General features: G+C 36.3%; 26 protein-coding genes, 1 pseudogene and 1 other annotated feature. Of the genes and pseudogenes, 19 read left to right on the top strand and 8 right to left on the bottom strand.

The genetic code is table 11. The features are described 5' to 3' along the window. Window positions 1–47: 47 nt before the first annotated feature. Window positions 48–509 (bottom strand): GNAT family N-acetyltransferase, encoded by a 462-nt coding sequence (locus ACMGGO_RS12615; protein WP_066038266.1) that lies wholly within the window; start codon window positions 507–509, stop codon window positions 48–50. A 78-nt stretch (window positions 510–587) separates the two neighbouring features. On the opposite strand from ACMGGO_RS12615, the gene ACMGGO_RS12610 reads away from it, so the two are divergent. The 6 genes from ACMGGO_RS12610 to ACMGGO_RS12585 all read left to right on the top strand — a co-directional run bounded on the left by ACMGGO_RS12610 (window position 588) and on the right by ACMGGO_RS12585 (window position 4,422). Continuing rightward, complete coding sequence (locus tag ACMGGO_RS12610) at window positions 588–983, top strand: pyrimidine dimer DNA glycosylase/endonuclease V (RefSeq protein ID WP_374806110.1); 396 nt, start codon at window positions 588–590, stop codon at window positions 981–983. A 15-nt stretch (window positions 984–998) separates the two neighbouring features. Then, window positions 999–1,622, top strand: coding sequence for an HAD family hydrolase (locus ACMGGO_RS12605; RefSeq protein ID WP_374806109.1), 624 nt, complete (start codon window positions 999–1,001; stop codon window positions 1,620–1,622). 407 nt (window positions 1,623–2,029) lie between these two features. Next, entirely contained in the window at window positions 2,030–2,350 is a 321-nt protein-coding gene (locus ACMGGO_RS12600) for a PadR family transcriptional regulator (RefSeq protein WP_004228545.1), read from the top strand. A 56-nt stretch (window positions 2,351–2,406) separates the two neighbouring features. Then, on the top strand, window positions 2,407–2,748 hold the full coding sequence (locus ACMGGO_RS12595) for a DUF1048 domain-containing protein (RefSeq protein WP_036080890.1): 342 nt from the start codon (window positions 2,407–2,409) through the stop codon (window positions 2,746–2,748). A 164-nt stretch (window positions 2,749–2,912) separates the two neighbouring features. Continuing rightward, the gene (locus ACMGGO_RS12590) at window positions 2,913–3,683 is read left to right on the top strand and encodes an ABC transporter ATP-binding protein (RefSeq protein WP_103117984.1); all 771 of its coding nucleotides are present in this window, start codon (window positions 2,913–2,915) and stop codon (window positions 3,681–3,683) included. Continuing rightward, complete coding sequence (locus ACMGGO_RS12585) at window positions 3,673–4,422, top strand: ABC transporter permease (protein WP_374806107.1); 750 nt, start codon at window positions 3,673–3,675, stop codon at window positions 4,420–4,422. The genes ACMGGO_RS12590 and ACMGGO_RS12585 overlap by 11 nt, the downstream gene beginning before the upstream one ends. Before the next feature lie 102 nt (window positions 4,423–4,524). On the opposite strand, the gene ACMGGO_RS12580 is transcribed toward ACMGGO_RS12585, so the two are convergent. Both ACMGGO_RS12580 and ACMGGO_RS12575 read right to left on the bottom strand, forming a co-directional pair. After that, on the bottom strand, window positions 4,525–4,761 hold the full coding sequence (locus ACMGGO_RS12580; RefSeq protein ID WP_374806106.1) for a DUF362 domain-containing protein: 237 nt from the start codon (window positions 4,759–4,761) through the stop codon (window positions 4,525–4,527). Window positions 4,762–4,772: 11 nt separating this feature from the next. After that, entirely contained in the window at window positions 4,773–5,282 is a 510-nt protein-coding gene (locus ACMGGO_RS12575) for a YwhD family protein (protein WP_374806105.1), read from the bottom strand. A gap of 586 nt (window positions 5,283–5,868) precedes the next feature. Here ACMGGO_RS12575 and ACMGGO_RS12570 point away from each other — a divergent pair. From ACMGGO_RS12570 to ACMGGO_RS12555, 4 genes and pseudogenes are all read left to right on the top strand, one after another. Further along, window positions 5,869–6,219, top strand: a complete 351-nt coding sequence (locus ACMGGO_RS12570; protein ID WP_048393791.1) for a PadR family transcriptional regulator — start codon at window positions 5,869–5,871, stop codon at window positions 6,217–6,219. Further along, on the top strand, window positions 6,206–7,204 hold the full coding sequence (locus tag ACMGGO_RS12565; RefSeq protein WP_328011653.1) for an HAAS signaling domain-containing protein: 999 nt from the start codon (window positions 6,206–6,208) through the stop codon (window positions 7,202–7,204). Before ACMGGO_RS12570 ends, ACMGGO_RS12565 begins: the two co-directional genes overlap by 14 nt. A gap of 139 nt (window positions 7,205–7,343) precedes the next feature. Then, entirely contained in the window at window positions 7,344–7,481 is a 138-nt protein-coding gene (locus ACMGGO_RS12560; protein WP_004228528.1) for a hypothetical protein, read from the top strand. A gap of 121 nt (window positions 7,482–7,602) precedes the next feature. Then, window positions 7,603–8,956 (top strand): annotated as a pseudogene (locus ACMGGO_RS12555) (IS3 family transposase). A gap of 137 nt (window positions 8,957–9,093) precedes the next feature. Here the strand turns inward: ACMGGO_RS12555 and ACMGGO_RS12550 are convergent. The 3 genes from ACMGGO_RS12550 to ACMGGO_RS12540 form a co-directional block, all read right to left on the bottom strand. Continuing rightward, window positions 9,094–9,489: a DUF3888 domain-containing protein gene (locus ACMGGO_RS12550; RefSeq protein ID WP_328025253.1), complete on the bottom strand. Its 396-nt coding sequence runs from the start codon at window positions 9,487–9,489 to the stop codon at window positions 9,094–9,096. Between the two features lie 99 nt (window positions 9,490–9,588). Further along, window positions 9,589–9,753: a hypothetical protein gene (locus tag ACMGGO_RS12545; RefSeq protein ID WP_374806353.1), complete on the bottom strand. Its 165-nt coding sequence runs from the start codon at window positions 9,751–9,753 to the stop codon at window positions 9,589–9,591. 208 nt (window positions 9,754–9,961) lie between these two features. Further along, a complete protein-coding gene (locus ACMGGO_RS12540; protein ID WP_374806354.1) occupies window positions 9,962–10,600 on the bottom strand; it encodes a hypothetical protein in 639 nt (212 codons plus the stop codon). A gap of 134 nt (window positions 10,601–10,734) precedes the next feature. Between ACMGGO_RS12540 and ACMGGO_RS12535 the strand changes: the two genes are divergently transcribed. Beyond that, on the top strand, window positions 10,735–11,616 hold the full coding sequence (locus tag ACMGGO_RS12535) for a hypothetical protein (protein WP_374806355.1): 882 nt from the start codon (window positions 10,735–10,737) through the stop codon (window positions 11,614–11,616). A gap of 36 nt (window positions 11,617–11,652) precedes the next feature. Here the strand turns inward: ACMGGO_RS12535 and ACMGGO_RS12530 are convergent, their stop codons facing one another. Both ACMGGO_RS12530 and ACMGGO_RS12525 read right to left on the bottom strand, forming a co-directional pair. Next, window positions 11,653–11,859: a hypothetical protein gene (locus ACMGGO_RS12530; protein ID WP_374806356.1), complete on the bottom strand. Its 207-nt coding sequence runs from the start codon at window positions 11,857–11,859 to the stop codon at window positions 11,653–11,655. Between the two features lie 144 nt (window positions 11,860–12,003). Continuing rightward, complete coding sequence (locus ACMGGO_RS12525; protein ID WP_081010967.1) at window positions 12,004–12,126, bottom strand: YjcZ family sporulation protein; 123 nt, start codon at window positions 12,124–12,126, stop codon at window positions 12,004–12,006. 601 nt (window positions 12,127–12,727) lie between these two features. On the opposite strand from ACMGGO_RS12525, the gene ACMGGO_RS12520 reads away from it, so the two are divergent. From ACMGGO_RS12520 to ACMGGO_RS12485, 8 genes are all read left to right on the top strand, one after another. Continuing rightward, a complete protein-coding gene (locus ACMGGO_RS12520; protein WP_374806357.1) occupies window positions 12,728–13,081 on the top strand; it encodes a hypothetical protein in 354 nt (117 codons plus the stop codon). A 205-nt stretch (window positions 13,082–13,286) separates the two neighbouring features. Continuing rightward, entirely contained in the window at window positions 13,287–13,904 is a 618-nt protein-coding gene (locus tag ACMGGO_RS12515; RefSeq protein WP_066037844.1) for a cysteine peptidase family C39 domain-containing protein, read from the top strand. Between the two features lie 462 nt (window positions 13,905–14,366). Beyond that, a complete protein-coding gene (locus ACMGGO_RS12510) occupies window positions 14,367–15,272 on the top strand; it encodes an NAD(P)/FAD-dependent oxidoreductase (protein WP_281216533.1) in 906 nt (301 codons plus the stop codon). A 190-nt stretch (window positions 15,273–15,462) separates the two neighbouring features. Further along, window positions 15,463–15,960, top strand: coding sequence for an AAA family ATPase (locus ACMGGO_RS12505; protein WP_288580841.1), 498 nt, complete (start codon window positions 15,463–15,465; stop codon window positions 15,958–15,960). A gap of 156 nt (window positions 15,961–16,116) precedes the next feature. Further along, window positions 16,117–16,368: a binding site (T-box leader), on the top strand. A 78-nt stretch (window positions 16,369–16,446) separates the two neighbouring features. Beyond that, window positions 16,447–17,808, top strand: coding sequence for an amino acid permease (locus ACMGGO_RS12500; RefSeq protein WP_048393780.1), 1,362 nt, complete (start codon window positions 16,447–16,449; stop codon window positions 17,806–17,808). Window positions 17,809–17,998: 190 nt separating this feature from the next. Next, a complete protein-coding gene (locus ACMGGO_RS12495; RefSeq protein ID WP_066037846.1) occupies window positions 17,999–18,469 on the top strand; it encodes a peptide-methionine (S)-S-oxide reductase in 471 nt (156 codons plus the stop codon). Window positions 18,470–18,898: 429 nt separating this feature from the next. Then, complete coding sequence (locus ACMGGO_RS12490) at window positions 18,899–19,741, top strand: DUF5700 domain-containing putative Zn-dependent protease (protein WP_066037847.1); 843 nt, start codon at window positions 18,899–18,901, stop codon at window positions 19,739–19,741. 572 nt (window positions 19,742–20,313) lie between these two features. Then, window positions 20,314–20,604: an RNA polymerase alpha subunit C-terminal domain-containing protein gene (locus ACMGGO_RS12485; protein ID WP_066037872.1), complete on the top strand. Its 291-nt coding sequence runs from the start codon at window positions 20,314–20,316 to the stop codon at window positions 20,602–20,604. Window positions 20,605–20,611: the final 7 nt, after the last annotated feature.

Below are 20,611 nucleotides of genomic sequence, written 5' to 3'. Positions count from 1 at the left end.
ACGGTTTTCATTTCTTCCATTGAAATCCCTTCTTTCCCATCACATACTTAAAATTCTAAGCGCATCGTTTGGTTCGTATCCTTGAACCCGTGTTTTTCATATAAGGATTTAGCGCCTTTATTTTCAGTCAATACATTTAACTCCAGATAGTCCAAGTGACGATAGGCTGCCCATTTTTTCGCTTCATCTAATAAAGCAGACCCAATTCCTTTGTTTTGGTAATGCTTGCCAACAATCACATCCACAATAAAAGCATATTTGTGTTCAACCAAGCAAGTATAGGGTGGGGTCGTCGTTTCTTTAATAAGTAAAAAGCCTACTACTTCGTTCTCGAATGTTGCGATTAAAATATCTGAATCATCCTCAATGATCGTAAACCTGATAAAGTTGGCATCTTGTTTGGCAGGTTTGATATATTTAGGTTGAAGAATCGACATCTCTAAAAAAAGCTCTTGGTATAAACGCTCAATTTGTGGAATTTCATCAAGCGTTGCAGTTTTTATTTCCATACTATCCCTCCATCAGTTTTAGTATCATAGTAAGTAATATTTTACATTAATGGTTGATTAATAGAAAGGGGAAGGCACATGAGGTTATGGCATATAGATTTAATTGCATATCTACCAAAAGGACAACTACTGTCGCAGTGGAGAGAGCTAAATAGCATATTTGCGAAAGAGGATCAGCATATACTGATTAATTATATATACGAATACCCAAAAGAAGATTTGTATTTATATACAGAAAAAGTCATGGATGAAATGCAGAAGCGGGGTTATCAAATTCGAACCTACGAAAAAAAGAATAACTACTTTAAGGGTTTGGGCCCAGTAAAGGATAGGAGACCCTTTCAACAGCATCATAATCAGGAATATCTTGAAATATGTTTTTATAATTTAAAGGAGAAATTTATAAGAGGCCAGAAGGATTATGAAGAGGAATTGTATCAGCAATTATGCACATATATAAATAACGTGCTTTAACTAGGAGGGTTATACATGTTAAGAGCGATTATATTTGATGTAGATGGAACGATTTTGGGTACGGAGCAAGCGATTTTACAGTCATTGCAAAGAACCTTACGAGAAGAAACAAAACAGGACTATCCCTTTGAGGCATTACGATTTGCTTTAGGCATCCCAGGAAAAGATGCATTGCAGAGGCTTAACGTGGATGACGTAGAGGCTGTGCATCAGAAATGGTCTGCGACTGTGCTGGATTTTTCACATGAAGTGGCTGTTTTCGAAAGTCTAGAGGAAGTTATTCAGCACCTTGCAACAAAGCCACTACAATTAGGTATTGTCACTTCTAAAACAGCGCAAGAGGTAGTGGATGAATTTGAGCCGTTTGGGTTAAGTGAGTATTTCCAACATATTGTAAGTGCCAGTGATACGGAAAAGCATAAACCACACCCAGAGCCGCTGTTAAAATGTCTGGACGCATTACAGGTAGCACCAGAAGAGGCCATCTATATTGGTGATTCTATCTATGATTTCCAATGCGCAAAGCAAGCAGGCACCAAATTTGCCCTTGCCCATTGGGGAGCCAAATCCACCATTGGCTTTGAGGAGGCAGATTACGTTTTTTATGAGCCAAAGGATATTTTAACAATCGTTAAGTAGCATGAAAAACAGAAGATGGTGTCCTAGATTTCACACCATCTTTGCCTATGAGGAAGGTAAATAGTTAAAAAGGTTAAGACAGTTAAATTCCCAATATCTACAATCACATGGGATAAGATATTGAACGTAAATAAATGGTTCACCTGATATGGATAAGTACAGTCGCTTCATAAGAATGTGAAAACTTAATGAAGGAACATGGAGTTGCGAGTTGCGTAGGCAGCTCTGTTTTTCTTTCTTGAATAGTGGCGTCAAAAAATTTTTAAGAAAAGTAATTGACACCCTAACTACTCGGTGTTACTATGTAGTTGTAATAAGTAATACTTAATAGCTTCTCGAAAGCGAAAAAATTTTACCTAAGTACTAAGTTGTACAGAATAGTAAAGCAAATAGAGGTGGTTCTGCATATGGAAAATTTAACGGAGATGCTGAAGGGGTCCCTGGAAGGCTGCGTACTGGAAATCATTAGCCGTCATGAAACCTATGGATACGAAATTACCCGACGCCTGAACGAGTTAGGGTTCACTGAAGTCGTGGAAGGGACGGTCTACACCATCCTCGTGCGTTTAGAGAAAAAAAAACTGGTGAATATTCAAAAGAAACCATCAGATATGGGACCGCCCCGCAAGTTTTACTCACTTAATGAGGCTGGACGTGACGAACTAAAATTATTTTGGGAAAAGTGGGATTTTATCTCGTCAAAAATCAATGCTCTAAAGTCTTTTTAGTTTCATATGATAATGCGTCTGAACTTTAGCTTGATAATACAAAGGAGGAAAATAACGTGATCGAATTGTTCAAAAAAATGATGGGTGATAAAAAAGAGTACAAGATGATGATGGCACGGGTCGAACAACTACCAGAGGATTACCAATTTGTGTTTAAAAAAATTCAAAACTACATGTGGAATTTCACAGTGGGTAATGGGATGGATATGCTGCATATGCAATATGAATTGATCGAGTTGTTCGAGGCTGGGGCAGCAGAAGGCAGGAAAGTGCTGGAAATCACTGGCGAAGATGTAGCGTCTTTTGCTGATGAGCTAGTGGCAAACGCAAAAACCTATATCGCCAAGTATCGTGAAGATTTAAATCAAAGCATTTTGAATCGATTAGGAAAAAAATAAATGGGTCAGTAATACCGACTGAATAGCTACTTGTTCATTGTTGCCTTCGCTATTCAGTTTTAATTTCAAACGGTACTAAGTTATACAGATTATCAGTCAGACTAAGTAGTTAAGGAAAGGTAATCTAACTCTGCAAAGAGATTTTTAAAAAGGGAGGAAAAAGGATGAGCAAAGATACGATTTCTGTAAAAGGGTTAAAAAAATCTTTTAAAGAAAAGGAAGTTTTAAAGGGCGTGGATTTTGAGGTGCGGCGTGGCGAAATTTTCGCATTGTTAGGCTCAAATGGAGCAGGGAAAACGACGATAATCAATATTCTCTCCACATTGATGAAATCTGATGGTGGCAAAGTAGGGATTTGCGGTTTTGATGTCCAGCACCAACCAGATCATGTTCGTCAGAGCATCAGCCTAACAGGGCAGTTCGCCACTTTAGACGGTATGCTAACAGGGCGGGAAAACCTGATCATGATTGCCAAGTTGCGAGGGGTTTCCAATCCCGCTCAAACAGCAGACAATCTACTCGCAAGATTCAGCCTGACAGATGCGGGCAATCGTCGGGCAGACAATTTTTCTGGCGGGATGCGGCGCCGACTTGACATTGCCATGAGCATGATTGGGTCGCCAGCGGTTATTTTTCTAGACGAACCAACGACAGGGCTTGATCCTGAAGCACGAATGGAAGTCTGGGAAACAGTCAAGGAGCTTGCGGATGGTGGCACGACCATCTTGCTAACGACCCAGTATCTGGAGGAAGCCGAACAACTGGCGGATCGTATTGCCATCCTACATGAAGGAAAAATTATAACGACAGGCACCCTTCTAGAACTTAAAGAGATGTTCCCACCTGCGAAAGTAGAGTACATTGAGAAGCAGCCAACACTTGAGGACATTTTCCTTGCCATCATTGGCAAAAAGGAGGATTTAAATGAAGAGTAAAACATGGGTATTGCTAGGGCGTTTAATGCGTAACATTATGCGCAGCCCAGATACAATAATTACGGTGGCGATTACGCCAATTATGATGATGCTACTATTTGTCTACGTATTTGGTGGTGCAATAGAGACAGGTACAGCCAACTACGTCAATTATTTATTGCCAGGAATCTTATTGATGGCCATTGCATCGGGCTGCGCTTACACTTCCGCACGGCTGTTTACAGATAGAAAGAGTGGGCTGATGGCACGTTTTATCACCATGCCCATCAAGCGGTCGTCTGTATTGTGGGCTCACGTGTTGGCCTCGCTTATTTCCAACGCACTTACTGTTGTAGTCGTTATCCTTGTTGCGTTCTTGATGGGTTTCCGTTCTAGTACGGATCTCTTGGATTGGTTTGCGGTAGCTGGCATACTAGGGCTGTTTACGCTAGCACTGACATGGTTGGCAGTCATTCCTGGATTAGCAGCAGGGTCTATGGAGGGGGCAACAGCCTATTCGTACCCGCTGATTTTCCTGCCCTTTATCAGTTCGGCCTTTGTTCCCACGGAAACCATGCCTAAAATTATCCGTGCGTTTGCTGAGAACCAGCCCGTTACCTCAATCGTCAATGCAGTTCGCGCCCTCTTATATGAAGGCTCTGTGAGTAATGATATCTGGCCCGCTCTTATGTGGTGCATCGGCATCATGGTCATCGCTTATTTTTTCGCCATTAAACAATTTAAACGCCAGTTAGGCTAAATTCGTCATTATCAAATAAGCCATACGAACAAGTCGATTTCTTATTGTATAGGAAATCGACTTGTTCTCGCTTCTATTCAATCTATATGGATAAAGACAATGCTAATTTCGAAAATGATTTCGTGCTAGAAGGGTTGCTGACTGATATTCAGAAGGCAAATCATCCTCAAAATAAATCGCTTCTGCTGGACAAACTAATTCACAAGCTCCACAATCAATGCAAAGATCTGGATCAATTACATATTGGGTATCTGTCCTAACAATGCAATTTACTGGACATACATCCAAACAGACAGCCGCTTTTTCATCCCTGCATAATTCTGTAATTACAAATGCCATTATAAATCCTCCTATACAGACAACTGGTGTTTTAATTCTTCGGGTGAGTGTTTCCAATACGCTTCATTAAATTCAGATAAAAACTGATAAAGTAGTTTTTTTGAATGACTATCTATATGCTGCAAGAGAAATTTCCCTTTCAGTGCCTTATCTAAATAATTTACCTGCTCTGGCAAAGATTTATAGCCAAGCTTAATACGACGTTCTTCTTTTGATACCCGTACTTCACTTGCGGTACATCCCGCATAATAGGGGCCATTTTGATTAACCTGAATCGCTACCCAAACTATCCAATAACGATAATAATCGCTACTAGCATGAGCTAGATCAGGTGAAAAACGAACTTTTTTTTCAATTTTACTTCGTCCGTGTAAGGCTTCTAAATCTATAAACACGTGCTCTTTTTCACAATCTATAATAATTGACGTTACATTATTTAGATCAAGGGTACCTACTCCGTAACCTCCATCTCCGTCAGTTGAATCGTTACTTAAAATTGTAAAATGCATTTTCTCTTTCATAGAAGTCACCTCGACACATTTGTATTTCCTTATTAATAAATAGTTAATCGGTCTGAACATACAGTTTTTGCTCATAGCAAAAACGCATAAAAAAAACATCACTGTACGCTACGTTGTACAAGATGTTCTACCTGTTGGTAATTTTTCAAGTACAAATCTAACAAACACATTACGTATAGTTTTTATAAATTAAGATACTTGAACGTTTTAGTAGTAATTTTTTTCTATACGTAATGGTTGTCTAGGATTTTTCCTCATACTTTTATCGTTAAAAAGTATAAATACAATATAACGTCTAACATCAATGATTGTCTTCAGACTAATGTCTGAAATGTTATGTATTGGAAATTTGACGATAATACAGTGATTGGACCTTTAATTAGCAGAAGGTTGTTGCTATAAATTTTGCCATTCCGTTTTAATTGGTAGAAACCAAGCAGCTGAAAAAGGACTAAGACTCCTGAAAACAGCTATTTTTTCTATAAAGGACAATAAAATTGCTTGTTGTTGTAACAACAATAGTGTACGATACATAGTATAAGTTATACAGTGTATGTCATATAGTAAGTGAAATTGAGGTGAGTGAATGAGTACGTTACTGAATTCATTAATGACAGAACTTAGGAGAGGAACACTGACATTAGCCGTTTTAAGTCAATTACGAACACCGCAGTATGGATATTCACTTGTTCAATTATTGGAAGATTCGGGCATTAACATTGATCAAAGTACCTTATATCCATTGCTTCGCCGTTTAGAAAAACAAGAGTTAGTGACAAGTAGCTGGGAAACCTCTGAGAGTAGACCCCGCAAGTATTATGTATTAAGTGAATTTGGATTAGACGTCTTTTTGCAATTGAAACGAGAATGGATTAATAATTCAAAAGAACTTTATGAGCTACTAAAAGGAGATGAGGATAAAGATGAATCTGACTGAAATTTATATTCAAGAAGTCACGCGGAGGCTGCCTGAAAAAAATCGTGAGGATATCGCACTTGAGTTACGATCAACCATTGAGGATATGTTACCTGATGATTACAATGAGCATGATGTAAAGGAAGCGCTGGAAAAGTTAGGGAATCCAGCGGCGTTAGCGAGCGGTTATCGTGATCAACCAATGCATTTAATCGGCCCTCGCTATTTTGATGTATACCTTTCGTTACTAAAAATGATTATACCAATTGCCGCTGTCATTGCAGTAATCTCAATGATTGCTGAATATTTTATTAGTTTTGGTGGGGAAGAAGCGGTTATGAATGCTGTCCTCAATATGATGGGTGAAGGAATATGGAGAATCATTGAAGTAGGCATACATGTCTTTTTCTGGCTAACGGTCGTATTCGTCATTTTGGAACGTACTGATAAAGGAAAAGAGCAGCATCCATTATCAGCAAGTCTAAAAAAATGGACTCCCGAAGATCTGAAAACCGTCATTTATATTCCTAAGAAAAAGGCAATTACCAAGCTTGAAGTATTTGGCTATTTAATGTGGACGGCCATTTGGGCAACTTTTTATTTTTATGCAAATCATCTTTTAGGTATATATGAAGATGGTGGAGAGGGCCTCGAATTCGTAATGCCAGCTTTAAATCAGGATGTTTTACTTCATTATTCGCCCATTGTGATCGTTGTCATTGCTCTCGAAATTGGGTTAGCTCTCTACAAACTACTGAAAGGTCAATGGACGAAAAAGGTGGCAATCTTTAATACAATTGTGGAGCTTTTCGCAACCGTTGTATTCATTGTGATAGTAAGTAATCCGAATTTAATGAACCAAGAAAGTATCGCGTACATGAGTAATTTATTTACCACCTCTACTAAGCAATTTGAAATATGGCTAATGGGCGGCATAATTATTATATTTGTTGTATCTGCGGCAATCAGTATATTCGACGGCTTCCGCAAGGCTCGAATCCGTTAATTCATCGTTGTTTAGCATTAATTAGTACGCAACCATGGATACTTTACTTAAAGATGGCCTCCGTATAGAGCCATCTTTTTCTTTTAAAATCTATGTAGGATGAAGTGAAATTACATAAATAAACAGTGGGGGAAGTAAAATGGATTTACTAATTGGAATAGCAATTGTACTAATTGTGTTTTTCTCTTCAAGCATAATAGAGAGAAAGTTAAAATCGATTGAAAGGCAAAACAATCGCATAATAGAAATACTAGAAGAAATAAGAGATAGAAAATAAATAGATCGTCTATGAACAGCGAAGTTTAGTATAACGATGAAATACCCCATCAAAGTAAGACAAGCTTTGAACTGCTCCCCAAATGTTAGACACATCTAACATTTGGAGGAGCAGTTTTTATATGGCTAAATTTACATCGGAAGAAAAACTACAAGCAGCCTTACGTTACATAAAAGGCAATGAAAATTCACATGAAATTGCTAAATCTATCGGAACAGATCACAAAGCAATTCTTAATTGGGCGAAACAATATGAGTATAATGGCGTAGAAGCGTTTATAAAGCGATATACAAATTATTCGGCACAGTTTAAACTAGACGTACTAAACTTTATGATTGAAAATGGTACGTCCTTACTTGAAACAGCAGCTATCTTTAAGATAGCTACGCCTTCTACACTTCGTAGTTGGAAAAAGCAATTTAAAACAAAAGGATTCGATGCCCTTCAATCAAGGAAAAAGGGGCATCCATCCATGAAAAAAGAAACGAACAAACAACCAAAACAAGCACCAGTAGAAGGGACACCTGAAGCACTTCAAGCAGAAATCAATCGTCTACGTATGGAAAATGAGTACTTAAAAAAGTTGAACGCCTTAGTTCAAGCCAAGGAAAAATCACCAAAGAAGACAAAGTAAAGGTCATCTATGAATTAAGGCATAAATACTCGGTGAAGGCGCTTGCGAAATTCGCAGGCATTCCACGTAGCACGTACTATGATTTAGTGAAGAAGATGGATCGTCCAGATCCAGATGCCGAGTTAAAGGCCGAAATTCGAGCAATTTATAACGAACACGAAGGTCGTTATGGTTATCGTCGTATTCGTGATGAGCTAGCAAATCGTGGGAAAAAGTGAATCATAAAAAGGTTCAACGTATCATGAAAGAATTAGGTTTAAAGTGCTTAGTGCGTATGAAGAAATACAAATCTTATAAAGGGACAATCGGTAAGATTGCGCCTAATAGATTGGATCGTAACTTCATAGCAGAAGCACCGAATGAAAAATGGGTTACAGATATTACGGAGTTTAAGCTGTTTGGTGAAAAGCTCTATTTATCACCTATTTTAGACTTATTTAACGGCGAAATTATTACGTACACAATTGGTCATAGACCAACATATTCGCTTGTATCAGAAATGTTGGAGAAGGCACTAGAGAGGTTGCCAGAGGAACATCAATTATTGATGCATTCAGATCAAGGTTGGCATTACCAAATGAAACAATATCGCCACGCCCTTGAATCAAGAGGCATTGTGCAAAGTATGTCACGTAAGGGAAACTGTTATGACAACTCTGTCATGGAGAATTTCTTCGGCATCATGAAGTCAGAATTCCTCTACTTAAAGGAATTTGATAGTGTCGAGCATTTTAAAAAGGAACTTGAAAAGTATATAACGTATTACAACACGAGACGTTTAAAGGCAAAATTAAAACTGAGTCCGGTAGAATACCGAACTCAGTTTACCCAAGCTGCCTAAACGAAATAACCGTGTCTAACTTATAGGGGTCACTTCAAAGTAAGACAAGCTTTGATGGGGTGCTTTTATGATTCACAGATAAAAAAATCGCATGACATTCAATAAAGGGACAAGCTTACAATTTTAATGGGAAGGTATTATTCAGGCGGATATTTATACGTTTTGAGATGTGTGTGATGAATCAATTTAACATCAGGTCCTGAAGAAATTTCATAGGTCATTCGATCCTTTCCAATAGGAATCCATTGTCCGCCATCCGTAGGTTCAATTTCAAATGTAATTTGCATTTGAAAGCCTCGGAAATGGTTTCTATTTGTATCAATTACTTCAATTTTCCAAGGCGTAATATGAGGGGAAACATCCTTTCTAATCTTTGAATAATAATTGGTCAAATCTTCTTCAATATAAGGAGTAAGCAAAAGCATGAGCATATCCTGCAATCTCAGCTCGTTAGAATCCTGTGTTGGTTCAGCGGATATCGTTTGAAAAGAAGTAACAAATATAAGGAGGAGTACGAGTAACATCTTTTTCATTTTCTTCTACACCTCTTTGTGATCTTTTCCTAATGCATTGTATTGTTACCTTTATGGAATGAAGTATGTATGATCGAAGTAAAGGTGTTCGAGTATAGGTTATACAAATAATTGAAGATATATTCTGACATGACGATTGGCAAAAAATAAGCTGCGATACGGTTCATCATAATAAATGGTGTGGAACCAATCATTTTGACGGAACCTTGCTATATTTTGACCAACATAGGTATTCGATAAAAAATTTAAAATAACCTCTAACATAAATCTACGTCCCATCATAACGAAATAATTATATGTATGGGATGGCGATGAAGTGTGCAATAGGCAAAAAATAGAAGGGGCACAGATGGAAGTGCCCCTTAGTAACAAATCGGGAGGTGCCATGTTAAACGAATTCGCTTAACACTACTTCTATTTATATGATAAGATTACTTGGTTTTATAGACCATCATCTTGCATATGCTAAAATTTACACATCGTAGCGAAGAATAGCTGTTATCCAGTCCTTTACTAATAGTTGCCATTGGAGCTGTGAACTGTCTAAGGGAAGAGAGAGACTTTGCAGCTCTTTAGGGAGCAAGTGTATTTTATGACGTATCATTTCATTGTCAGGTGATTCTGTATCAATAAATAAAAGATAGCGTCCAATTAAATCTTCCTTATACATAGATGGATAATCAAGGGCTTTTAATACACGTGTAGAAAATTCCCCACCATTTAGTATTACTTCAAAATGTCCCCGCACATTAAATTCACAGTGAATATGTGTACCAGATAATCGACGTAGCGCTTGTAGGAAAGCAGCTAATGTTCTTTCACTAGTGAAATAGGTTTTCCAATAGTATTGACTTTCTTCATGTTTACTTGAATTAGCATCATATGTATCATATCTTATTTCTAATGTTTCTTCGGCTTCGTCAGATTTTTTCCTAGTGAGGTAGTGCCGAGCAATTTTTTTAATGGTGTGATGATCTAAGTCACATCCATAGCTGAGAATAGTTACTTGTCTACGTTGTGCTTTGGCAAATAACCGCATTTCTAAATTTGCATCACTATTTAGATCCCAGCCATAGCGTGGGTTGTAATGAATACATGTACTTTTGTTCATTGCGACCTCCTTTTTGCCATGTCTACTAACATTATAAATAATTTTGTCTAATTTTCCCTATTTTTCTTTTAAAAATGAAACTTTTGGATTTTAAGTTTCGTATAAACTGGAAAATACTTTTTTAGGAGGTAATTATGGCTAAATGGAGAGGCACAATCCTTCTTTGTACATTGCTATTAACAGCCTGTACAGCAGAAACCGTTCAACCTAAAGAACAAATACAGGAAGAGAAAAACGATGAAAATATTGTGGTCACAAAGGATGGCAAAATAACCTTTGAAATTAAGAATGAGATTGGTGTTCCACAAGAAAAAGTAGAGGCTATAAAGGATGAAATTGTGACAGCATACGACCACATAAAGAATTCTATACATACTTCCTACACGCCATCCGAGCACATCAACGTATGGTTTAAGGAAGACGGTCTCTCCTGGGGGTTTGCATCGAAAATCGAACTAACTGGTGTTAATGAAGATATCTATCCACTAGTCCATGAAATGACCCATTCTTTACTTGGCTATGGCAACAATTTTGGATCAGACCATGGCTATTTTACACAAGAGGGTTTTGCAAGTTATATGGAAGAACAATATGGAAAAAATAAATTATACTTTGAAAAATACATGAAGCATTATTTGGATTCAGATAAGTTAATTCCTATTAGTAAGTTAATTGATCCAAATCAAGATGATGTCTATTTTCGCCCAGCACTTTCAAGTGAAGAACAGAATCGAGTCATGATGGAGATGAGCTACTCGCATGCGGCATCATTTGTTACATATTTAATAGATACTTACGGACTCGAAAAGTTTGAACATATATATAACGAGAAAGAACTAGCGCAAAAATTAGAGGAAGTTTACGGAAAGAGTAGTAGTGAGTTAGAAAAGGAATGGTTAGCATTTATTCAACAACAACAAGGGTTTACTCATGAGGAAAAATTTAAATCAGGAAATTTTTATGATATGAATACAATTCTTCTTCAAATAGACCCAAAATATTTTGCCAAGGAATAATATTTTTCTAAATATTTAAGTAAACCCAAGTGCTCTTTAATTGGAGCTCGTGGGTTTACTTGTGTATGAATTCGGATGAAACAGTCTATGTAATAAATGAACGCCAAGTAAAACGCACAGACCACCAATGATTCTTAATAATATATTTTTGAGAAATACAGTATCGTCAACCGTAATGACAATCAACATAGGGCCAACCATAATCAATGCGATGCCTAGCAATGTTTTAATTATTCGCAACATGTAGAATTCACCTCAAATTTACCATTTCAAATTTGATTATCGCACGATTGTCTGAAAAGGAAAAGGGTCACTAGGCTGGTAAAGTGACCCTTTTACCTTCAGACTTTAGGAGTCTGTAAAAGGTTTAGGTGCTAATTGGGATGATTAGTACAAGAAAGAAGCGCCAACAATAATTAAAAGAATGAATAGAACGACGATTAATACGAATGTTGAACCGTAATAGCCGCCACCGCCAGAGTCGCCGCCATAATAGCAGCTGTTGTTCATGTTACCTACGTTTCCGTTGTATCCCACTGAAAATCCCTCCTTTCTACAACCTATAATATGTGTGCTGGCAGAAAGGAGAAATGGTATTTACCCTATGGTTCTAAAAAATGCTGAAAACATACTTGTAAATTACTTTTATAGAAGAAGGCTTTTCATTTACTTAATTTTTATTTTTTTACATAATTAGAGAGTGGTGTTTTAGGTTTGCAAGTAAAGTTAGAAAAGAAAGCGGGCGTCACATGCTAAGGGAAAAGCTAAAGCAAAAAATCATAAGTGAACCAACTGAATGTATGGCTTATTTAACAGAATTAGTGAAGTCAAATCGAATTTATGATGGGAAGTATTGGCAATCATTATAGATAGTATAAAAAATGGACCTGATTAACCAACACACAGTGGGATGTTTTGTTAGATAAGGGTTTATTACCTGATCTTTATGTAGAATGTGATAGCTGTGAAGATACCATTCCTTGGTCCGAAATGTACCGTGCGATCTTCAGAGCGAGAGATCATTATTGTCCCTTTTATAGATATTTAGCAAATAAAGAAAATACAAGGTTATTTAGAATGGCTATTGTTTTTATATGTGGTAATTTGTCTATTGAGCTTTAACATAATTCACCTTGGAAACCTTCTCTATGTGGATATGCCGCACGAAGAACCGATGATTGTGACAACATCCTTTGCGCATACATCACTGTTTATTATAGGTATAGGTGTTGTTTGTTTTTTGTATATGAAATATTTATGGGGCAGTAGTGCTTATAAAAAGTCAAAGGCAGTGATCTGGGGAAGTCTATTTACTTGCCATGCATTGACAAGCGGTTTTTATTTGCTCATGCGATATGGGCTTATATGGAATCAACATGAAGCAATGGAGCTTTTATTATCGACGATCATTAGTTTCGTCCTTACAATCCAGGCTGTGATGAAATATGTAGCAAGTAAATATTGAAAGAGTGAGATGCTAGGAAACTGGTATAGTAAAGCAACGTTTGACTTATTCAACAAACGGGCATTTAATTAAGTAAAACATAAACCAAAATTGGATAATTATGTTGAAATGAAGAAGAAATAAAATATACTAAAAAACGGAGCGGATAGTGAAAAAAGGACTTAGAATATCGATTTAATTAGACACAAAGATATGGGGGTCGTGTATGTTTATAGTTAGTCAAGTTATTTTATGGATTATTATATCAACTATTATTAATGCATATTTAATGACATTACCCATACCTGTTTTACAGAGAAGAGATTTTCCAGCTAACTATCTTATTCAACAAAACAATCGAATAGATTTTCAAAAGAATAACGAATGTGCAGCATTTTCAACAGCATATCTATTACGTCATTTTGGCATGGAAGATGATGGTGAAGGGTTATATACGCATTTTCCTAGTAAAACTAGGGTTGGTACTGTATATCCAAAGGGAATCCGAACGGTGTTAAGAAAAAAGGGTTTTAAAACAAAATATCATAAAGGAAATGTAAGTACATTAAAGTATGAAGTTAGTAAAGGAACTCCCGTGATTGTTTTTATTAAAACACAAAAGGATCGTAACTATCTGCATTTTGTCCCAGTAGTAGGCTATGACAAGGAATATATTTACCTTTCAGAATCAATAAAGAAACTGGTGAATTGTGATGATGTACACAATCGCTATAATCGAAAAGTTCCAATTAATGAATTTAAGAAACTATGGAATGTAAAGAGAATTCATATGCTTCTTTATAGCAATACTTACATAGCCGTAGACGCCACACAGTCTAGTTAATTGTTTTATCATTTAAAATGTTTACAATAACAAGAAACAGGAGTTGAACGTTATTTAACAATCGGGCGAGATTTTGCAATAAGAAAAAACACTCAAATTATCAAATAATATAAACTAACAACGCAATATTTTTTATGTGAACTAACTGGTGGAGATATTCAATATCAAGACTTAGATGAAGAAATTGCTTGGTAGGATAGCAATGAAATTTCAAAATTTATTCATGCATACCCGAAAGACTCAGAAGCTATTGAACAACTATTATCAAATTTATCTTAAAAAAATCTTCCACAATTGTGCGCATTTCTTTAAAAAGGAATGCGTCTTTTTTAATACGAAATAAACAAAAACTCCGCGTTATTTTTTAGTGTGTAAAGAATGGAAATCCATGATGTAGGAAATAATGTAGTTCTCGAATGCAAATTACAATTCAAAAGAAAGCAAATCATTGTGGAGGTAAAAATGACTGTTCTTGATTGTATCATTATAGGCGGAGGTCCTTCTGGGTTAAGTGCTGGCTTAACTTTAGGAAGAGCTAGGAGAAATATTGCATTAATGGATGATGGGACAAATAGGAATAGAGTGACACAGGCGTCACATGGATTTATTACGCGTGATGGGATAAAACCACAAGCATTTAAAGAAATAGCTTTAAAAGAGTTGGTGAATTACCCGTCCGTCTCCTATCTTAATGCGACAGTTACTGAAATTATAAAGGATATAGGTAATGAGCGATTTACTGTCAAAACATCTACGAGTCAGGAATTAGTTTCAGAAAAAATAATACTCGCCACCGGTGTTCAAGAAATATTTACTATACCAAGTATAAGAAAGTTTTATGGGAAAAGTCTATTTAGTTGTCCGTATTGTGATGGCTGGGAGCAAAAGGATAAGCCATTAGTGGTGATGGCAGAAAAAGAAGAGCATGTACTCCATTTGACTAAGTTGATTTATAATTGGTCACAGGATTTGGTTGTCTTAACGAATGGAGCTCACTTATCTAAAGAAGGTGAAATGGAGTTACAAAAACACAATATCAAAATAATATCAGAAAAGGTAAAAGACTTCATAGGTAATGATGGGTACTTGCAAAAAATAGAGTTTGAATCCGGAGCCACCATTATAAGGTCGGGTGGATTTGTGGCCCCCTCTTATTATCGCCCCAATCAGTTTGCTGAGAAGCTTGGCTGTGATATTGACGAAGATGGAAAAGTCATAACAGATGGTGTTGGTAGAACAACTCAAAAAAATGTATATATTGCAGGGGAAACCGAAAGATCTAAACCTTCCACTTTAATGATTTCAGCTGCCAAAGGTAATAAAGCTGCTGTTTCAGTAAATACTGATTTAACGATGGAACGCTTTTGATGACGCCAAAACACTTGGAATAGGATCTTAGCAATAACATATCAGCTAATGTATTCTCAAATATTGTGTTAGAGTTACTATAAGAAATGACGAAGAACGGATTTTGCTTGTAGAATCCGTTTTTGTTGTTCGTTTTACAAGGATAGGGTAACAACTAAAACCAATAAAAAAAGCTCGGGGGAAGAAAAACATGAAACAAGTGGGGACTCTATACTTTTTCTGTGGAAAAATGGGAGCGGGAAAATCAACAAAATCAAAACAATTGGCTAAAGAAAAAAATGCGGTACTTTTATCTGAGGATGAATGGCTTTCCTCTCTTTATCCCAATCAGATCACATCATTTGAGGACTATCTAAAATTATCAGCACAGCTCAAGCCGATGTTGAAAAAGCATGTCCAAAACATTTTAAGTGTTGGTACGCATGTAGTAATGGATTTTCCAGGTAACACTCAAAAACAGCGAAAGTGGTTTTTGGATATAGCTTCAGAGGTCAATGCAAACCATCAACTAATCTACCTTAATTTAAATAACCAGCAATGCTTGCGTCAAATTGCGCAAAGGCGTAACGAACAACCCGAAAGAGCAGCTTTTGACACGGAAGCGACGTTTATTGAAGTTACTAAATTTTTTGAAGCACCAGAAGCTTCCGAGGGTTTAAATATATGGGAGTTTAGTGGGAAAGAATAACACAGAATTTTAGCACCAGGAAAAATTAGCTGGACTAAACCGCCTATAGAATTGTCATATGTAATTTATGCGGTTTATGAAGAATTTTTGAAAATTATATTGACAAACTATTTTTTTTCTGTAAAATGAAAAACAATTCAAAAATATTTGTATAGAACAAAGGCTATGAAAAGAAGTAGTATCAATTATTTTTACGAACAGAAAGTTACCGGTCGATGAGAGGTGCATGTAAAACGATTGAGAATTCATCTTGGAGCTGTGTACCGAAAGGATTATTCTAAGTAGGCTACGCCGGTAAGCACCCGTAATCATGTGCGAGAGTATCGTCAAATGACCGTACTTCTTAAGGTAAGTAATGTGAATTGCTTATAAATTAAAGGTGGTAACACGAGTTGAATCGTCCTTTTGGTTAATCCAAAAGGGCGTTTTTTTTATTCCTTTTTTGAGCAAGTATTTGAAAATCTAAACGTATGAGGAGTAAGCATTATGAAAGATAATCATCAAGATTCACAACTAAAGCGGGAATTAAGTACTCGTCACATGCAATTAATTGCACTTGGCGGGTCCATTGGGGTCGGTTTATTTTATGGCTCTAGTTCAACCATTCAAATGGCGGGACCATCTATTTTACTAGCTTATTTAATTGGCGGGTTAGTTATTTTCACCATTATGCGTGCATTAGGCGAAATGGCAGTAGCAGAACCTGTATCAGGCTCATTCAGTATGTACGCGAATAAATATTTAGGGCGCTTTGCTGGCTTCTTATCTGGATGGACATATTGGTTCATGTGGATTGTCGTGGGCATGGCAGAACTAACAGTTGTCGGTGTATATATTAACTACTGGTTTCCAGATATTCCACAATGGGTAACTGCCCTTGTCGTACTTGTGATGATGACGCTTGTAAACTTAGCAAATGTAAAAGCATATGGAGAATTCGAATTCTGGTTTGCGATGATTAAAGTTGTGGCAATTATCGGGATGATCGTTCTAGGATTAGCCATTATTTTCTTCGGTGTCGGCAATCACGGTGAAGCAATTGGCTTTGATAATTTATGGGCACATGGTGGCTTCATGCCAAATGGTTTCCATGGTATTTTAATGTCACTCGTATTAGTTATGTTCTCATTCGGTGGGGTTGAATTAGTGGGTATTTCTGCAGGAGAAGCAAAAAATCCTAGCAAGTCCATTCCATCAGCGATTAACAACATCGTTTGGCGTATTTTAATTTTCTACATTGGGGCGCTAGGCGTTATGATGGTTATTTATCCTTGGAACGAAGTTGGCTCAGAAGGTAGCCCGTTCGTTCAAATTTTCGATTACGTTGGTATCCCTGCTGCGGCTCACATTATTAACTTTGTCGTCATTACAGCTGCAATGTCTGCCTTTAATAGTGGCTTATATGGTTCAGGACGTATGCTACACAACTTATCGGTTCAAAAAAATGGTCCAGAATATTTTAAAACAGTAAGCAAAAACGGTAGTCCGAGTCGAGGGATATTATTTTCGTCAGCTGTGTTATTAATCGCGGTTGTCTTAAACTATGTAGTACCTGAAAAAGTGTTCATCTATATTTCTGCTGTTGCGACGGTTGCAGTCATTACAAGCTGGATGATTATTTTATTAGCACAGTTGAAATTTAGGAAGTCAAAAACGAAAGAGGAAGTAGCCAAACTGAAATTCAAAATTCCGCTTTACCCACTTTCTACGTATATTGCTATTGTATTTTTATTAATGGTGATTGTGTTAATGGCGTTTATTCCAGATATGCGTGTTGCCCTATATGTGGCACCAGTTTGGTTTTTCATCTTATATATTGGCTACAAAGTAATACATGTTAAAAAGTAGTTACATCTTTTTATACTGATACTTCTACTGCGCAAATTGTTAAAAAATCATTTTGGTATACTCGATTCGTTACGTTTATCTAAGGTTTAATAATTTTTAGCCATTAGTAAAGAATGTGATGAGTGCCTTCCTTTATGAATAGGTTCATAATAAAAATTGATCTGTATTTAGACAAAAAAGGAGGGGCAAGATGGAAGTAGTATATTTGGCTGGTGGATGTTTATGGGGCGTACAAGCTTTTATAAAAACGCTACCAGGAGTTACGTTTACAGAAGCAGGAAGAGCGAATGGAACAAGTCGTACGCTTGAGGGCGATTATGATGGATACGCTGAATGTGTAAAAACAGGGTTTGATCCAACAGTTGTAACCATTCGAGATTTAATGGGCTATTTATTCGAAATCATTGATCCTTACAGTTTGAATAGACAAGGACAGGATGTTGGCGAAAAATATAGAACAGGCGTATATAGTGAAAATCCTGAGCATTTAAAAGAGGCGAAGGCATTTCTTAGAGAGCAAAATGATTACGAGCTTATAATGGTTGAAATATTGCCCCTTACAAACTATGTCAGAAGTGCAGAGGAACATCAAGATAGATTAACCAGATGTCCAAATGATTATTGTCATATTCCCGCAGAAATTTTAAATAAATATAAATAACGGAATTCACGAGACCTTTCTTTTTAAACTACACAACAGTTTTGAGGGGGAAGTGGATGACACTATCTATTCTGTGTGTCTGTAAAATGAGAGAGACTGCTATTTGTAAACATTATACCTAAAAATGATAGTTAGAATAAGGAAGATAGTGTATTGGTATATAGTATTGAACAATGTATTATCAAATCAATACATCACTATTATTTTTTAAAGATAAAGCCTGTATCTTCAATTACCAAGTAATTATGGATACAGGCTTTTTTTGTGGCCTTTTAATAAAGATTGATAATAATTAAGTTCGATTAGTAATAATAAATTTTTGATGAAAAAACTGTATGAAATGAGCAGGAACTAAAAATTATTTGGAGAAATTTAAAAGTATAGTTCAAATTAATGAAGAGGATTGTTATATAATGGAGGACGGTAATTATGAAAATTTATAATACAGTTCCATATTTTTTATTAAACTACATGCCTTCGGAGCAGTTCTTAAAACACTACCATGAAAAGTTCTCCCAACACTTCAAGGAATATTTCCTGTATCATTGTAAAAATGCAGATGAGAAGATTAAAAACGCAATTGAAAAATATCCTTCCCAAATGAGTGAGATACAGGAATCAAGTGGAAAAATCGAAAGCCTAATTCAACAAGTTGTGTTATCTTACAGACAAAAATATAATGTCGAGTTCACTAAAGATGTACATATAATTGTTGGAGCATATGGGTCAAATGCATTTACACATCGTCAAATTATTCCTGAAGTGACTTTTTGTTTAGAAAAGCTCTCTTCTAATGATAAGCATTTAAAAGTAATTATTGCTCATGAATTTGGTCATACTCTTCATAATATTTTATCAGATCAGGAGGGGATGGATTGGTCTAAAGTTCAGTGGTTTCATCCCTTTACAACGCTGTTTCAGGAAGGATGTGCAACGTATTTTTCAGAACAAGTTGCTGATGCTGACAAATCGGTCTATTTTTTATACGATGATAATGGAGAAGAATGGTTAAGATTTGCAGAGGATAACAAAAATGATATTATCACTACTTTTTTGGGTGATATAAACAAACGTACACAACCTGAAATTATCCATGAATGGTTTTCAATTAATGGAGGTTCCTACTTTGGTTTCACACGTTTAGGGTATTTTATTGGATACAATGTGATCCAAATCTTAATTGAAAAATATCAAGAGAAAGAGGCCGTTACACTTTGGAAAGAATCTACCTTCAATAAAGAAATAGAGAATGTGCTATTAGAACTTACTTAAAATGTTTAATTTAGAGTTAAGTTATTCGACATTCGGGACCGATTGTCGAGTAACAGAGGACGAAGTAGAAACTTTAAGGTCATCTTCAAGATATTCGGAATCTAACATCTCCACATTTTCATGAAATCTATATGGGTTCTTGAGCCACAATTTGAAGTTAGTAAGAACATCAGGTTTACCGTCTAGATCCAAAATATCCAACCCTTTTATCTTCAAATACACAATGAAATACCATAAGTTGTAGCAGTATGTTCTTATCGTATTAGGGAATACTTCTCGTTCAGCTCTTGCTTGTATCATATCAAGATATTCCTTTACCAATGATTTAAAATCCAAGGATGCTACTCCCTTGCAGTATAGATTTCCAATAAAAAAATCACCGCTCATTTTGTTCAAGTAACAGATTTTTTGATGAGTAATTGAATTTGGCTAAAGTTAACTATAGAAGTTGTTAAATCAGTAAATGTAGCACCAACTTCAATAGAGCGTGAATTGATGAAAAATTAAAGTGTCCCTTTTCAATCCCTTTGAAGAAATATGGTAAAATGGACAAAAGTAAAGGCTTTGGAGGGATGAGGTTGGCAGAAAAAAGGTTAAAAGTTTGTGAAAAAGGACATCCATTTTACAAAAGCACAGATTGTCCAAGCTGCCCTACCTGTGATCAGGAAAATAAACCTAGCAGTGGCTTCCTTTCCAAATTGAGTTCACCTGCAAGAAATGCATTAGTACACGCAGGTATTGATACGTTGGAAAAACTATCTATGTATACGGAAAAGGAAATCTTAAAATTGCATGGTATTGGACCAGCCTCCTTACCGATTATGAAATCATCATTGAAAGAAGAAGGCTTGTCATTTAAATAAGTGAGGG

Source organism: Lysinibacillus sp. BNK-21, from assembly GCF_048684915.1.
In the GTDB taxonomy this organism is placed as follows: domain Bacteria; phylum Bacillota; class Bacilli; order Bacillales_A; family Planococcaceae; genus Lysinibacillus; species Lysinibacillus capsici.
Note: the sequence above shows the minus strand (reverse complement) of the source record. Positions and strands in the feature narration are given on the sequence as shown.

What these genes read in the sequence shown, in the direction of transcription:
- ACMGGO_RS12615 (WP_066038266.1), bottom strand. Translation starts at nt 509, where the DNA reads ATGGAAATAAAAACTGCAACGCTTGATGAAATTCCACAAATTGAGCGT.
- ACMGGO_RS12610 (WP_374806110.1), top strand. Translation starts at nt 588, where the DNA reads ATGAGGTTATGGCATATAGATTTAATTGCATATCTACCAAAAGGACAA.
- ACMGGO_RS12605 (WP_374806109.1), top strand. Translation starts at nt 999, where the DNA reads ATGTTAAGAGCGATTATATTTGATGTAGATGGAACGATTTTGGGTACG.
- ACMGGO_RS12600 (WP_004228545.1), top strand. Translation starts at nt 2,030, where the DNA reads ATGGAAAATTTAACGGAGATGCTGAAGGGGTCCCTGGAAGGCTGCGTA.
- ACMGGO_RS12590 (WP_103117984.1), top strand. Translation starts at nt 2,913, where the DNA reads ATGAGCAAAGATACGATTTCTGTAAAAGGGTTAAAAAAATCTTTTAAA.
- ACMGGO_RS12585 (WP_374806107.1), top strand. Translation starts at nt 3,673, where the DNA reads ATGAAGAGTAAAACATGGGTATTGCTAGGGCGTTTAATGCGTAACATT.
- ACMGGO_RS12580 (WP_374806106.1), bottom strand. Translation starts at nt 4,761, where the DNA reads ATGGCATTTGTAATTACAGAATTATGCAGGGATGAAAAAGCGGCTGTC.
- ACMGGO_RS12575 (WP_374806105.1), bottom strand. Translation starts at nt 5,282, where the DNA reads ATGAAAGAGAAAATGCATTTTACAATTTTAAGTAACGATTCAACTGAC.
- ACMGGO_RS12570 (WP_048393791.1), top strand. Translation starts at nt 5,869, where the DNA reads ATGAGTACGTTACTGAATTCATTAATGACAGAACTTAGGAGAGGAACA.
- ACMGGO_RS12565 (WP_328011653.1), top strand. Translation starts at nt 6,206, where the DNA reads ATGAATCTGACTGAAATTTATATTCAAGAAGTCACGCGGAGGCTGCCT.
- ACMGGO_RS12560 (WP_004228528.1), top strand. Translation starts at nt 7,344, where the DNA reads ATGGATTTACTAATTGGAATAGCAATTGTACTAATTGTGTTTTTCTCT.
- ACMGGO_RS12550 (WP_328025253.1), bottom strand. Translation starts at nt 9,489, where the DNA reads ATGAAAAAGATGTTACTCGTACTCCTCCTTATATTTGTTACTTCTTTT.
- ACMGGO_RS12545 (WP_374806353.1), bottom strand. Translation starts at nt 9,753, where the DNA reads ATGTTAGAGGTTATTTTAAATTTTTTATCGAATACCTATGTTGGTCAA.
- ACMGGO_RS12540 (WP_374806354.1), bottom strand. Translation starts at nt 10,600, where the DNA reads ATGAACAAAAGTACATGTATTCATTACAACCCACGCTATGGCTGGGAT.
- ACMGGO_RS12535 (WP_374806355.1), top strand. Translation starts at nt 10,735, where the DNA reads ATGGCTAAATGGAGAGGCACAATCCTTCTTTGTACATTGCTATTAACA.
- ACMGGO_RS12530 (WP_374806356.1), bottom strand. Translation starts at nt 11,859, where the DNA reads ATGTTGCGAATAATTAAAACATTGCTAGGCATCGCATTGATTATGGTT.
- ACMGGO_RS12525 (WP_081010967.1), bottom strand. Translation starts at nt 12,126, where the DNA reads ATGAACAACAGCTGCTATTATGGCGGCGACTCTGGCGGTGGCGGCTAT.
- ACMGGO_RS12515 (WP_066037844.1), top strand. Translation starts at nt 13,287, where the DNA reads ATGTTTATAGTTAGTCAAGTTATTTTATGGATTATTATATCAACTATT.
- ACMGGO_RS12510 (WP_281216533.1), top strand. Translation starts at nt 14,367, where the DNA reads ATGACTGTTCTTGATTGTATCATTATAGGCGGAGGTCCTTCTGGGTTA.
- ACMGGO_RS12505 (WP_288580841.1), top strand. Translation starts at nt 15,463, where the DNA reads ATGAAACAAGTGGGGACTCTATACTTTTTCTGTGGAAAAATGGGAGCG.
- ACMGGO_RS12500 (WP_048393780.1), top strand. Translation starts at nt 16,447, where the DNA reads ATGAAAGATAATCATCAAGATTCACAACTAAAGCGGGAATTAAGTACT.
- ACMGGO_RS12495 (WP_066037846.1), top strand. Translation starts at nt 17,999, where the DNA reads ATGGAAGTAGTATATTTGGCTGGTGGATGTTTATGGGGCGTACAAGCT.
- ACMGGO_RS12490 (WP_066037847.1), top strand. Translation starts at nt 18,899, where the DNA reads ATGAAAATTTATAATACAGTTCCATATTTTTTATTAAACTACATGCCT.
- ACMGGO_RS12485 (WP_066037872.1), top strand. Translation starts at nt 20,314, where the DNA reads ATGAGGTTGGCAGAAAAAAGGTTAAAAGTTTGTGAAAAAGGACATCCA.